The organism is Enterobacter cloacae complex sp. 2015409 (genome assembly GCF_041365315.1).
Lineage (GTDB): Bacteria > Pseudomonadota > Gammaproteobacteria > Enterobacterales > Enterobacteriaceae > Enterobacter > Enterobacter pseudoroggenkampii.
This window is the reverse complement of record NZ_JBFTVM010000001.1, coordinates 1,476,488-1,489,004: the sequence shown is the minus strand read 5'-3', so window position 1 is coordinate 1,489,004 and position 12,517 is coordinate 1,476,488. Positions and strand designations below refer to the sequence as shown.

Here is a 12,517-nt window from a genome sequence, read left to right as displayed (position 1 = left end):
TCAGGACGTACTCTTCAAACAATATCGCTGTATACTCCACCTCCTTCTGCCTGCTTTCTGGTGAGCAACACTGGCGCACCGCACTATAGTCATCTCTTCTGCCTGAGCTGGCGCTAAGCGCTTAGCTGTCTGATTTCAATTCGTATTTTTTGGTTTGCTGCACGCAGCGGGCCACGATGGATTATATTCTCAAGCAGGAGAAAAACATGTTTTACTGGATCCTATTAACGCTGGCAATTATCGCTGAAATTACCGGCACGCTGTCTATGAAGTGGGCAAGCATCAGCGATGGCAACACCGGTTTTATTTTGATGCTGGTGATGATTTCGCTTTCTTATATTTTCCTCTCGTTTGCGGTGAAAAAAATTGCGCTGGGCGTCGCGTATGCACTGTGGGAAGGGATCGGTATTTTGTTGATTACGCTGTTCAGCGTGCTGATATTTGACGAAACATTAACACCAATGAAGGTCGCCGGGTTAACGACGCTGGTTGCGGGTATTGTGCTGATTAAATCCGGTACCCGAAAACCTGGCAAACAGCAGAAGGAGCAGAACCATGCAACAGTTTGAATGGGTTCATGCGGCCTGGCTGGGGCTCGCCATTGTGCTGGAAATCCTGGCGAACGTTCTGCTGAAATTCTCCGATGGTTTTCGCCGTAAACTCTACGGCCTGATGTCGATTGCCGCGGTTCTCGGGGCGTTCAGCGCCCTGTCCCAGGCGGTAAAAGGGATCGATCTTTCGGTGGCCTATGCGCTGTGGGGTGGTTTTGGTATCGCCGCCACGCTGGCCGCAGGCTGGGTGCTCTTCGGCCAGCGTTTAAATAACAAGGGCTGGATGGGGCTGATCTTGCTGCTTGCCGGCATGATCATGATAAAACTCGCCTGACAGACCTCAAACCATGATTTACAGGCAGCGAAATTCGCTGCCTGTATTACGCTTAGAAAAGCAAAACATGAAGAGGATGGCTGATGTATCGCACATTAAGCTGGCGCAATATTCCCAATGCGAGAACGTTGTTTGCCATGGTCTTCATGGCGGGGATCGGCTTAATCATCTCCATCGTCGCACTGCTCTATCTTTCCCTGCATCTTATCAGCACCAAAACCAACGAAATTGATGAACACCGTACGGCGCTTTCCGTGCAGGGGGCTATTCAGACCTCGGTTAATCGCGTCTCCTCGCTGGTGCTGGATAACGCCGTCTGGGACGATGCGGTGCAGGAGGCCTACCGTCCCACGCTCGATACGGACTGGTTGTATAACACCTGGGGTGCTGGCTTTAAAATCAATAACCTCTATGACGGGACCTTCGTGCTGGATGAGCATTTCAATGTCATCTGGGGATCGTTTAAAAGTCAGCCCTTTCAGGAGACGAATCTCGATTTTTTCGGTAAGGGGCTGAAAGCCCTTATTACTCAGCACGCGCGCGACTTATCAAGCGATAAAAATATCTATGCCGGGATCAGCAAAACACGCAGCGGCGTCGCTTTTGTGGGCATTGGATTGATTCGCCCGATGGTCGGAAGATTACAGGTTACCGACGGAACACGCCGCTATCTGGTGATCACCCGTCATCTGAACGCCAGAATCTTATCCGACCTGGGAGCGACCTTTCAGATCGATAACCTTCACTTTACGCCGGAAAAAATTAACGAGCTGAGTATGCCGCTGCGCAGTTCGGCTGGGGAGCTGCTGGGCTATCTTAACTGGCAGGCGCGGCTTCCGGGGGCGCAGGCCGCCCAGGCGGCATCTTCTGATATCAGGCAGATTGTGGTGCTGGCGTCGGCCCTGATCCTGCTCTTTATTCTGGTGAGCAGCGTGGGGCTGTACAAGCTTGCGCGAGGGGAAAGCCAGGCGCGTCTGGTTGCCAGAACGGACTGGCTAAGCCACTTGCCTAACCGGCGTGCGCTCATCGAGGCGCTGGATCGGGTGCGTTTACGCGGTGATACCGACGTCAAAAGTGTGGTGTTTATCGATCTCGATGGTTTTAAGGATGTGAATGATATCTACGGCCACAGCGTGGGGGACGATCTCATCGTGGCGATTGCGAAAACGCTGAGTGAACGCGTGCCGCCGGGTGGGATGCTGGCGCGGATGGGCGGGGATGAATTTGCCATGACCATCGGCGGTGATGATGCAGAGGCGCAGGCTACCGCCTTTGCCGTTTCGGTGCTGGATTTTCTCACCACCCCGGTTCAACTGGGGGAACGCACCATCCATATCGGGGCCAGTATCGGTATCGCCAGCGGAACCCTGACTGAATGCAACAGCTCAGAACTGTTTCGCCGCGCCGATATTGCCATGTATCACGCTAAAATGAGCGGGAAAGGGCGTATTACCCACTATGATGCGGAGCTGAACAGCGTCCGGGAACGCAAGCTGGCGATTGAAAATCAGATTCGTGACGGCCTGGAACGCGATGAGTTTGATGTCTGGTATCAGCCGATTATTGACGCCCACAGCCAGACAATGAGCAGTGTCGAGGCGCTGGTCCGCTGGCCGCGTCGTCCGGACGGGCCGCTTGGGCCGGATATTTTTATCACCATCGCGGAGACCAGCGGTCTGATTTACAAGCTGGGCCAGTTTGTGTTGCAGCGGGCCTGCCAGGATCTGCAGCCGTACGGCGACTTAAAGCTCTCCGTAAATATCTCCCCCGCGCAATTTCGCGATCCCGCCTTTGAAGAAAAAGTGGCCAGCGTGCTGGAGACCACCCGTTTTCCGGCCCACCGACTGCAGCTTGAGGTCACGGAGTCCTACGTGCTGGAAAATCCGGAGCGTGCCCGCATGGCGATAGCCAATCTTAAAGCGTTGGGCACCGCGGTGGCGCTGGATGATTTTGGTACCGGTTATTCCAGCATTGGCTATTTGCGGCGTTTTAACTTCGACACCATCAAGATCGATAAATCCCTGGCCGGGCTGGTGGACCACGATGAACAGGCGGCCGCGCTGGTGAGCGGCACGGTGCGGATCGCCAATGCGCTGGGCATGGCGGTGGTGGCAGAAGGGGTGGAAACCGAGAAGCAAATGAAACTGCTGCGGCTGGCTGGCTGCGATCAACTGCAGGGTTTTTGGTTCAGCCAGCCGATGCCGATTGAGTCAATCAGAGCGTTACGTAAGGTCAGACGCTGCTGATTTACTGCTGCGCCAGCGCTTCCAGCTTGTCGCGAAAACCGGTCACGGACAAGGCCCGGTTATCGGCGCGCCAGCGATCTTTCGCCGCCGGGGCAGAGCTCTGCACACCGATCAGCTGCCAGCCGTTTTCCGTTTTCAACATCAGCGGTGAGCCGCTATCGCCCGGTAACGTATCGCACTGATGGGAGAGCACGCTGGTTTGCGCCCAGCCCGTCACAATACAGTCGGTATGCGTATAAAGCGTATCCAGATGATCGACAGGATAGCCCGATTGCGTCACCTTCCGGTCGGCGGCTTTCAGCGCGGCGGTGAGTGCGGCTTTGTCGCCCTCAAATAACGGCAGCGGCGTAATGCCTGAAGGCGGGTAGCGTAAAACGATCAGGCCAAAGTCCCATGAGGCAGCCCCCGGCGGCACGATCCAGCCGTCACCATCCGGTTTCAGGCGTTTGCCAAGAGAGGGATCAACCCGACCTTCAATGCCGTGGATTTCATAGCGCCAGGTCCCTTTTTGCGACACAAACCGCAGGGCAACCGCTTTATCCGGCTTGCCGTTTGGTGGGGTTAACAGACAGTGGCCTGCCGTCAGGGCAAGCTGCGGGGTGATCAACGTCGCAGTACATAAGTTACCGCTGGCGGTTTCCAGTTGACCTATAGCATCCCAGGGGGCCTGAGTGGGATCGGCGACGCGCGTGCGATCGTCATGACCGAAAAAAAGCGTCTTTAGCTCTTTCGCGCTAATGGTGTCATCACCGCCATCATCCGCATGTGAAAATCCAGAAAAAAGACCAAACGTTCCCAGTAACAACACAACAGATTTACGCATATCACACTCTGGTGGGGGTAATTATGATTATTAAAAGTGAACCCTATGAAAATACTATAGACGGGACAGCGCTAAAGTGGGAGTAAAATCAGCGTGCTACAATCAGGAAAGATAAAAATGGCTGGCGATGAGCGCGCATAAAATAAGCAGGATCAGAATCAGCTCAAACCGATAGCGTCGCAGCATACGCCCTCCGGATAAAAAAAACGGCGCGGAACCTGTTCCGGTTCGGCGCCGGTTTACCAACGTGCCCCGAAGGGCACGGTTTAGCTTGTACTCTTACGCAGCTGGCTGTGCAGCTGGTTTAGCAGCTTCGTGTTTTACTGCTTTTTTGTGATGCTTTTTAGCAGCCTGAGCTTTCTGCTCTACAGCCGGTTTAGCGGCTTTTTTGTGGTGGTGTTTTTTAGCAGCCTGTGCTTTCTGCTCTACAGCCGGTTTAGCGGCTTTTTTGTGGTGGTGCTTTTTGGCAGCCTGAGCTTTCTGCTCGGTTGGTGCTGCGGTTGCAGGTGCAGCGGCTTCTTTTTTCGCTGCAGCTTTGTGATGTTTCTTATGGTGAACCGCTTTTGCTGGGGCAGCGGTGGTGGTTGCAGCAGGTGCGGCAGCCGGTGCAGCAGTTGCGGTAGTGTCAGCAGCAAATGCAGCAGAAGACAGACCCATAGCAGCGGCAACAACCAGAGCTAATACTTTATTCATTCTCATACCCTCGAATTTGGTTTTTCATTTAACCCCACTGCGGGGCCGTTGAAATAACTATATCCCTGTAAATTCGAGGTTTCCGTGAGTGATTGGTATCGGCGTGTAACCATATGTACATTGCCGGTGTTCCCTATAAAATAATGCCTGCACAGACGACCCCCTCTCCCTTGAGGGAGAGGGCTGGGGTGAGGGGGAACATACGGCTCTGGTGGTCATTCCGTTCACTTTATGTTCCTTGCTACTCTGTAGGGGCATAACCTGTGAACGTGCCATGGCGGCTCAATCGCCGCCGCCCTGGCAACCCGGGCTCCCGGCGGTAAATCGCCGCTGCGCGGTACCTTCGGCTTATTCCTTCCGGCTTATCGGGGACGGGCGGAGGTAACGTCCCTGTAAAGCCCGCCCTCTCGGCGCATCCATGCGCCTCGCCCCGGCCGGAAGGCAAACGCCTCAGCGATTTACAGCCGGACCAGGGCATCGCTGCGGGGCAATCATTACGCTTCGAAAATGTGTATCGCTTCTGCTTAAAAAATTTACTGGAGGTCCCTCACCCCCGGCCAAACAGATTACAAATAGCGCGAGGTCAGATGTTCGCGGAAGTAACGGATATTCAGATCCTCGCCCGTCGCCTGGGTGATTAATTGCGACGTGCTGAAGCGGCTACCGTGCTGCCAGATGTTCTGGCGCAGCCAGTCAAACAGCGCCGAAAAATCACCTTCAGCGATCGATGCCTGCAGACCCGGAAGCGCCGTTTTCGCGGCATGGAACAGCTGGGCGGCGTACATAGCTCCCAGCGTATACGACGGGAAGTAGCCAAAACCGCCGTCGGTCCAGTGGATATCCTGCATACAGCCGTTGCGGTAGTTGTCTTTGGTGGATAACCCGAGCCAGGCCTGCATTTTCTCATCCCACAGGGCGGGAATATCGTCCACCTCGATCTCGCCGTTGATCAGCGCACGTTCAATCTCATAGCGCAGCACCACGTGTGCCGGATAGCTCACTTCGTCCGCATCGACGCGGATATAGCCCGGCTTCACGCGCTGGTTCCAGGCAATAAAGTTCTCTTCGCTGAACGCCGCCTGGCTGCCAAAACGGGCGTGCACCGCAGGGAGGAGATGTTTGAGGAAGGCCTCACTGCGTCCCAGCTGCATTTCAAAGAACAGGCTCTGTGATTCATGGATCGCGGTTGAACGCGCCAGAGCAATTGGCTGTCCTGCCCACGCGCGCGGCAGGTTTTGTTCGTAGCGGGCATGTCCGGTTTCGTGGATCACCCCAAACAGCGCGCTGAGCAGTTCATCTTCGTCATAGCGCGTGGTGATACGCACGTCTTCCGGGACGCCGCCGCAGAACGGGTGCGCACTCACGTCCAGGCGGCCGCCGTTAAAATCGAAGCCAAGCATCTTCATGGCTTCCAGGCCCAGCTCACGCTGTGTTGCCGTCGGGAAGGGGCCCTGAGGGGGAACGAACGAGCGCTGAGCCTGTTTTTCCACCACGTTTGCCAGCAGGTCCGGTAGCCAGGACTTCATATCGCCGAACAGAATGTCCAGACGCGCGCTGGTCATGTCGGGTTCAAAAATATCCAGCAGCGCGTCGTAAGGCGTACAGCCTTTGGCTTCCGCCCGCAGGCGAGCCTCTTCGCGGCTGAGTTTGACTACCTCTTTCAGGTTGGCGGAAAAGCCTTTCCAGTCGTTGGCGGGACGCTGGGTACGCCAGGCGTGTTCACATTTACTGCCCGCCAGCGATTTGGCTTCCACCAGCGATTCGGGCAGCAGGGTAGCCTGCTGGTAGTGGCGCGTCATTTCGCGCAGGTTGGCCTGCTCGACGTCATTCAGATCTTCTCCTGCCGCTGCCGCTAACAGGTCGCCGACTTTTTTATCGGTCAGGATCTGGTGCTGCAGGACGCTCATCTCCGCCAGCGCCTCGCCGCGCGCGGCGCTGCCGCCTGGCGGCATCATGGTGAACATGTCCCAGCTGGCGATGGAGGAGAGGTGCGAGAAGCGGGAGAGACGCTGGAAGGTTTTCACAAGTGACTGATAGGCTGATGTTTTTTGCAATTCTTATTTCCTCATGCCAGGGATGTGTTTCAGGGAGCATACAATGAAACGGACCAAATTCCCCAACATTTCCCACCCGGAGGAAATCTGTGCCGATTTCCTCCGTTGAAACCGTCGCCGGAATTCCGGGAGACGGTTTTCGGTGGGCACTCAGGCCTTATCACGCATAACCTGTTGCAGGATCGCCAGCGCCTGGGTGAACTGGGCATCCGGAATGGTCAGCGGATAAAGGAAGCGGATCACGTTGCCGTACTGGCCGCAGATCAACAACAGCAGGCCCTGAGCGAGCGCCTTTTGCTGGATCGCCTGCGCGATGGCGGCTGAAGGTTCACGGCTCTCGGGATCAAAAAACTCCGCCGCGATCATCGATCCTCTTCCCCTTATCGCCACGAGTGCAGGGAAGGTGCCCTGAATCTCCTCCAGCGTGGCTTTCAGCCGATCGCCCAGCTGACGGGCGCGTGCGCACAGCGACTCGTTGTCGATAATCTTCAGCACCGCGTGCGCGGCGGCCACCGCAAGCGGGTTGCCGGCATAGGTTCCCCCCAGGCCGCCGGGCGCCGGCGCGTCCATGATGTCGGCGCGACCCACCACGCCGGACAGCGGCATTCCGCCTGCCAGGCTTTTAGCCATCGTCATCAGGTCGGGTTTGTCCGCGTAGTGTTCCATCGCAAACAGCTTACCCGTACGGGCGAAGCCGCTCTGCACTTCGTCGGCAATCATCACAATCCCGTGCTCATCACAGATGCGGCGGATGGCGGCCACCAGTTCTGGCGGGGCGACGTTGAATCCGCCTTCACCCTGGATGGGTTCAAAAATAATCGCCGCCACCTGTTTCGCCTCAATATCTGCTTTGAACAGGCGTTCTATCGCCGTGATGGCATCCTGCGTCGTGATGCCGTGCAGCTCGGAGGGATACGGCACGTGATAAACCGACCCCGGGAAGGGGCCAAATCCCAGCTTGTAAGGTGCGACCTTGCCGGTTAACGCCATGGTCATATAGGTTCGGCCGTGAAAGCCTCCCCCGAAGGCTATCACACCCGGTCTGCCGGTGTGGGCCCGGGCGATTTTAATGGCATTTTCCACCGCTTCCGCGCCCGTTGTGAAGAACGCCGTTTTGGCCGGGCTCTGCACCGGGGCCAGCTCGTTAAGTTTTTCGGCCAATGAAACGTAGCTTTCATACGGCACAATCTGGTAGGCCGTGTGGGTGAACTGGTGAAGCTGTTTTTCCACGGCAGCCACCAGTTCAGGATGACGATGGCCGGTATTCAGTACCGCGATCCCGGCGGCGAAATCAATATAGTCGTTGCCTTCCACGTCGGTAAGCGTGGCATTCTCCGCCGTGCGGGCAAAGAAATCACACATTACGCCTACGCCGCGCGGGGTGGCAGAAAGTCTGCGCTGATGAAATTCCTGGTTACTCATGTCAGATACCCTTTTGTCGAAACGATCATACGCCAAGACGATCGCGCAGGCTGTAGTACGCCGCGCCCATCGCCGTGAATGGAATCCGCAGGCTGCGGCCGCCCGGGAAGGGGTAGTGCGGAAGGTTGGCAAACGCATCAAAGCGCTCAGCGTCACCGCGCAACAGTTCCGAGATCAGCCGTCCGGCCAGGTGGGTGCAGGTCACGCCGTGGCCGCTGTAGCCCTGCATGTAATAGATGTTTTTATCCAGACGACCAAACTGCGGCATACGCGACAGGGTCAGCAGGAAGTTGCCCGTCCAGCGGTAGTCGATTTTGACGCCTGCCAGCTGAGGGAAGGTCTTGAGCAGCTTTGGCATCACCAGGCGCTCGACATCGTCCGGATCGCGCGCGCCATAGACGACGCCACCACCGTACAGCAGGCGGTTGTCGGCGGTGAGACGGTAGTAATCCAGCAGGTAGTTACAATCTTCCACGCAGTAGTTATTGGGGATCAGCGTGCGGACGACCTCTTCAGGCAGCGGGGCGGTGGTCACCACCTGGGTGCCGCAGGGCATGCTGCGTTTTGCCAGTTCCGGTTCGATCTTATTGCCCAGATAGGCATTCCCGGCGACGATCACGTAGCGGGCCGTCACCTGGCCATGCTGCGTGCTCACCACGGCCGGGCTGGTGTGCTGAATGGCGGTCACCGGGGACTGCTCATACACCCGCCCGCCGTTCAGGCGAATGGCGTCCGCTTCGCCGATCGCCAGGTTCAGCGGGTGAATATGCCCCCCGCTGCGGTCCAGCAGCGCGCCGGTATAGCGTTCGCTGTCGACCTCCCGGCGGATGGCGCTGGCGTCCAGCAGCTCCAGCTGCGTGTTGCCGTAGCGTTCCCAGTTGGCTTTTTGCTCCTCCAGCGTCTCCAGCTGCTTGTGGTTTAGCGCCACAAACAGCCCGCCGGGACGATAGTCGCACTGGATCTGATAGCGCTGGATTCGCTCCCGAATGATTTCCCCGCCTTCAAACATCATGCTCCCGAGCATTCTGGCGGCATCGGGCCCGTAGTTTTTCTCGATCACGTCGATATCGCGGCTGTAGGAGTTAACCAGCTGGCCGCCGTTGCGTCCGCTGGCGCCGAAGCCGATGCGCGCCCCTTCAAGGAGCACCACGTCGTAGCCCATTTCGGCGAGATGCAGCGCGGAGGAGAGGCCGGTATAGCCGCCGCCCACCACGCACACGTCACAGCTGATCGACTCGTTTAGCGTCGGGAAAGGTTCGTAAGCGTTCGCGCTGGCCGCGTAGTAGCTGGTGGTATGTTCGGTCATGATTGAGGCTCCAGGGCAATCCAGATGGTTTTCAGTTCGGTAAATTTTTCCAGCGCGTGCAGGGACTTATCGCGACCGTTGCCGCTCTGCTTATAGCCGCCAAAGGGGACGGTCATATCGCCGTCGTTATAGTTATTGACGAAGACCGAACCTGCTTTCAGGCGCCGGCTCATGCGGTGCGCGCGGGAGAGATCGCGGGTCCATACCGCCGCGCCAAGCCCGTATTCACTGTCGTTGGCCAGCGTTAAGGCTTCCTCTTCGGTTTTAAATCGGGTAACGACCAGCACCGGCCCGAAAATCTCTTCCCGGCACAGCGGGGAGTCGGACTCGAGGTCGACAAAAATGGTTGGACCGACTGCGGAAGGCCATGATTGTTCCCGCCCGTCCAGTAGCAGCGAGCCTTTCCGGGTTCCCTCGCGAATAAACGTGTGGACGGTATCGGCGTGCGCAGCGTCGATGAGCATGCCCATCGTGCTGTCGGGGTCGATCGGATCGCCTGGCTGCCAGTGACGGGCCTGCGCTTTCAGCTTGGTCAGGAATTCATCGGCGATGCTCTCTTCGAGCAGCAGGCGGGTACCGGCGATACAGACTTGTCCCTGGTTATAAAAAATCCCGGCGGCGGTCGCGCTCACGGCCTTGTCCAGGTCCGGACAGTCGGCAAAGATAATGTTGGCGCTCTTGCCGCCTGCCTCCAGCCAGACGCGCTTCATGTTGCTTTCACCCGCGTCCTTCAACAGCTGCTTGCCGGTACGGGTAGAGCCGGTAAACGTCAGCACCTCAACCTCCGGATGCAGCGCCAGCGCCTGGCCCGCTTCATGGCCGTAACCGCTTATCACATTCAGCACGCCGTCCGGCAGGCCCGCCTCTTTCGCCAGCCCGGCCAGCCGCAGGGCGGAGAGCGGCGATTTCTCCGACGGTTTCAGTACCACGCTGTTGCCCGCGATCAGCGCCGGGCCCAGCTTCCAGCAGGCCAGCAGCAGCGGGAAGTTCCAGGGGACGATGGCCGCAACAACCCCGATGGGCTCGCGCACGATCATCGCCAGCTCGCCCGGACCCGTAGGCGCCACTTCGCCGTAGACTTTATCCACCGCTTCGGCGTACCAGCGAATAGCGCGAGCCGCGCCGGGAATATCGTCGCGCAGGCTGTGGCGGATGGGTTTACCGGTGTCCAGCGTTTCCAGTAACGCCAGCTCTTCGCTATGGCGTTCCATCAAATCGGCGAGCTTATTTAGCACGGCCTTGCGCTGCGCCGGAGACGCCTGTGACCAGTCACCGCGCTCAAATACCTCACGCGCGGCCTGAACCGCGCGGTCCACGTCCGCCTGCTTGCCCCGGGCCACGTTCGCCAGCGTCTGCTGGGTCGCGGGATTGACGGTGTCAAACGTGGCATTATCGGCGGCGTCACAATAGGCACCGTTAATAAATAACCGGGCCTCAATGGCGCTGTTTTTTGCTTTATCCTGCCAGTAAGTCAGGTGCTTAAAATGCATATTCACTCCTTTCTTTCGCAATCAGATAAATAAAGGCATGGCCGTTTCAGGCAATACGAAGCCGTGAGGCATCCCGGGAATTAACCCGTTGAATGCCGACATCGATCGTTTTTATATTTCCCGGCGTAAGCGCGCTTACGCCGGAACCGAGTGGTAATTAGAACGTGGTGGGGGTGTGGGCACTGATAATGCGGCAGATGCCTGCCGAGGTGTTGCTGAAGCTGTGCGGTATGCCGGTATTGATGGCATAGCTCTGCCCCGCAACCAGGTGATATTGCTGGCCATTAATGGTCAACAATATTTCACCTTCCAGTATCGTACCGATCTCCTCACCCTGGTGTTTGATCCTCTCTCCGGTCGTGGTTCCAGGCTGGTAAGTTTCAAAAATCATCGCCAGCGTACGGTTCGGATTTCCGTTATGAACCAGCTTCATCGAAACACCCTGACTGCCTATTTCGATAAGGTCTTCCTGATTAATAACCACCTGCGGCTCATCAGGTTTTTCCGGTTCCGAAAAGAATTCCGAGAGCGACAGCCCATAAACTTTCAGCAGCTTTTGTAGCGTACTGATGGCAGGACTGACTTTATCCTGCTCAATGGTGCTGATGGCACTGTGTGTTAACCCAGACAGTTCGGCGGCACGCCGCTGCGAGAGACCCAGCTGCTGGCGGATCTCTGACAGACGTTTCCCTGGCGCCAGTCCGTCATCGCTCATAGTTGCATTTCCTTTACGATAGTGGTCAAAGCCGTTGCTTCTCGGCAACGTGGCTTTGACAGGCGGTGATAAAACCTTCAAACAACATGCGTGACAGGGCGTACTCGCTGCTGTTCCATTCGGGGTGCCATTGCACGCCGAGGGCAAAAGGGTGGTCATGAACGCTAACCGCTTCGACCAGTCCGTCCGTCGAGCGGGCCTCCACGCGGAGCCGTGGTCCTAACGTTCGTGCGCCTTGCCCGTGTAACGAGTTTACCCAAAATTTGTTACAGCCTGGTATTATTTGAGACAGCAGTCCTCCTTCCTGAACCTGAACTTCATGAGAAGGGGCGTATTGTAGCTCAACCGGCAGTTCAGCATCCTCCCGGTGTTCAAGCAGGTCGTTCTGCTCGAACAGGCGGCGATACAGCGTTCCTCCCGTCGCAACAACCAGTTCCTGCAGCCCCCGGCAGATGGCGAAAATGGGGATGCGCCTTTCGAGCGCGGCGGCAATCAGCGCCATACTCAGAAGATCTCGCCCGGGATCGGCGTTAGGCTCATCGCCGTTTTCACCATAAAGGTGCGGCTGCACGTTACTTGGGCTGCCCGGCAGGTAAATCCCGTCCAGGGTTGGCAGCAGAGCGTTCATTAGCTCTGGCTCTGCCAGCGCATGCGGTAAGGCAATAGGTAAGCCCCCTGCGTTAATAACGGCATTCAGGTACTTTTCTTGCAGGGTTTGGGTCTCATGACCCTTAAGCCTGTTTCTGCACATCACCACGCCAATAACTGGCTTGTTCATTATATTTTCCATGATCGCCCTCACAAAGTGGACTAAATTTAGGCCATTCTCACCTCTGAAACGGCCTTTTCGTTCAATATTTTCTCAATCTAGCAACGGGATCTG

The 12,517-nt window shown here is 57.1% G+C and carries 11 protein-coding genes; 3 read left to right on the top strand and 8 right to left on the bottom strand.

Annotated features, from left to right (window positions below; translation table 11 throughout):
- Positions 1-206: 206 nt before the first annotated feature.
- The 3 genes from mdtJ to ACDO57_RS07065 all read left to right on the top strand — a co-directional run bounded on the left by mdtJ (position 207) and on the right by ACDO57_RS07065 (position 3,131).
- Complete coding sequence (gene mdtJ, locus ACDO57_RS07075) at positions 207-569, top strand: multidrug/spermidine efflux SMR transporter subunit MdtJ (protein WP_370883757.1); 363 nt, start codon at positions 207-209, stop codon at positions 567-569.
- Positions 556-885, top strand: coding sequence for a multidrug/spermidine efflux SMR transporter subunit MdtI (gene mdtI / locus ACDO57_RS07070; protein WP_024909144.1), 330 nt, complete (start codon positions 556-558; stop codon positions 883-885). Before mdtJ ends, mdtI begins: the two co-directional genes overlap by 14 nt.
- Positions 886-968: 83 nt before the next feature.
- Positions 969-3,131 (top strand): EAL domain-containing protein, encoded by a 2,163-nt coding sequence (locus ACDO57_RS07065; protein ID WP_370883756.1) that lies wholly within the window; start codon positions 969-971, stop codon positions 3,129-3,131.
- A gap of 1 nt (position 3,132) precedes the next feature.
- Here ACDO57_RS07065 and ACDO57_RS07060 read toward each other — a convergent pair whose 3' ends face one another.
- From ACDO57_RS07060 to puuD, 8 genes are all read right to left on the bottom strand, one after another.
- Positions 3,133-3,954 (bottom strand): serine protease, encoded by an 822-nt coding sequence (locus tag ACDO57_RS07060; protein WP_024909142.1) that lies wholly within the window; start codon positions 3,952-3,954, stop codon positions 3,133-3,135.
- A gap of 279 nt (positions 3,955-4,233) precedes the next feature.
- Positions 4,234-4,647, bottom strand: a complete 414-nt coding sequence (asr, locus tag ACDO57_RS07055) for an acid resistance repetitive basic protein Asr (RefSeq protein WP_032651095.1) — start codon at positions 4,645-4,647, stop codon at positions 4,234-4,236.
- Positions 4,648-5,213: 566 nt separating this feature from the next.
- Positions 5,214-6,701, bottom strand: coding sequence for a carboxypeptidase M32 (locus ACDO57_RS07050; RefSeq protein WP_370883755.1), 1,488 nt, complete (start codon positions 6,699-6,701; stop codon positions 5,214-5,216).
- A 150-nt stretch (positions 6,702-6,851) separates the two neighbouring features.
- Positions 6,852-8,123, bottom strand: coding sequence for a 4-aminobutyrate transaminase (puuE, locus tag ACDO57_RS07045; protein ID WP_370883754.1), 1,272 nt, complete (start codon positions 8,121-8,123; stop codon positions 6,852-6,854).
- A gap of 25 nt (positions 8,124-8,148) precedes the next feature.
- The gene (locus tag ACDO57_RS07040) at positions 8,149-9,429 is read right to left on the bottom strand and encodes an FAD-binding oxidoreductase (protein ID WP_061715372.1); all 1,281 of its coding nucleotides are present in this window, start codon (positions 9,427-9,429) and stop codon (positions 8,149-8,151) included.
- A complete protein-coding gene (puuC, locus tag ACDO57_RS07035; protein WP_370883753.1) occupies positions 9,426-10,919 on the bottom strand; it encodes an aldehyde dehydrogenase PuuC in 1,494 nt (497 codons plus the stop codon). Before puuC ends, ACDO57_RS07040 begins: the two co-directional genes overlap by 4 nt.
- A gap of 157 nt (positions 10,920-11,076) precedes the next feature.
- Positions 11,077-11,634, bottom strand: coding sequence for an HTH-type transcriptional regulator PuuR (gene puuR / locus ACDO57_RS07030; RefSeq protein ID WP_008502454.1), 558 nt, complete (start codon positions 11,632-11,634; stop codon positions 11,077-11,079).
- A 25-nt stretch (positions 11,635-11,659) separates the two neighbouring features.
- On the bottom strand, positions 11,660-12,424 hold the full coding sequence (gene puuD, locus ACDO57_RS07025; protein WP_032651105.1) for a gamma-glutamyl-gamma-aminobutyrate hydrolase: 765 nt from the start codon (positions 12,422-12,424) through the stop codon (positions 11,660-11,662).
- Between the last annotated feature and the right edge of the window lie 93 nt (positions 12,425-12,517).

What these genes read in the sequence shown, in the direction of transcription:
- asr (WP_032651095.1), bottom strand. Translation starts at nt 4,647, where the DNA reads ATGAATAAAGTATTAGCTCTGGTTGTTGCCGCTGCTATGGGTCTGTCT.
- ACDO57_RS07060 (WP_024909142.1), bottom strand. Translation starts at nt 3,954, where the DNA reads ATGCGTAAATCTGTTGTGTTGTTACTGGGAACGTTTGGTCTTTTTTCT.
- ACDO57_RS07065 (WP_370883756.1), top strand. Translation starts at nt 969, where the DNA reads ATGTATCGCACATTAAGCTGGCGCAATATTCCCAATGCGAGAACGTTG.
- mdtJ (WP_370883757.1), top strand. Translation starts at nt 207, where the DNA reads ATGTTTTACTGGATCCTATTAACGCTGGCAATTATCGCTGAAATTACC.
- puuE (WP_370883754.1), bottom strand. Translation starts at nt 8,123, where the DNA reads ATGAGTAACCAGGAATTTCATCAGCGCAGACTTTCTGCCACCCCGCGC.
- mdtI (WP_024909144.1), top strand. Translation starts at nt 556, where the DNA reads ATGCAACAGTTTGAATGGGTTCATGCGGCCTGGCTGGGGCTCGCCATT.
- puuR (WP_008502454.1), bottom strand. Translation starts at nt 11,634, where the DNA reads ATGAGCGATGACGGACTGGCGCCAGGGAAACGTCTGTCAGAGATCCGC.
- puuD (WP_032651105.1), bottom strand. Translation starts at nt 12,424, where the DNA reads ATGGAAAATATAATGAACAAGCCAGTTATTGGCGTGGTGATGTGCAGA.
- ACDO57_RS07040 (WP_061715372.1), bottom strand. Translation starts at nt 9,429, where the DNA reads ATGACCGAACATACCACCAGCTACTACGCGGCCAGCGCGAACGCTTAC.
- puuC (WP_370883753.1), bottom strand. Translation starts at nt 10,919, where the DNA reads ATGCATTTTAAGCACCTGACTTACTGGCAGGATAAAGCAAAAAACAGC.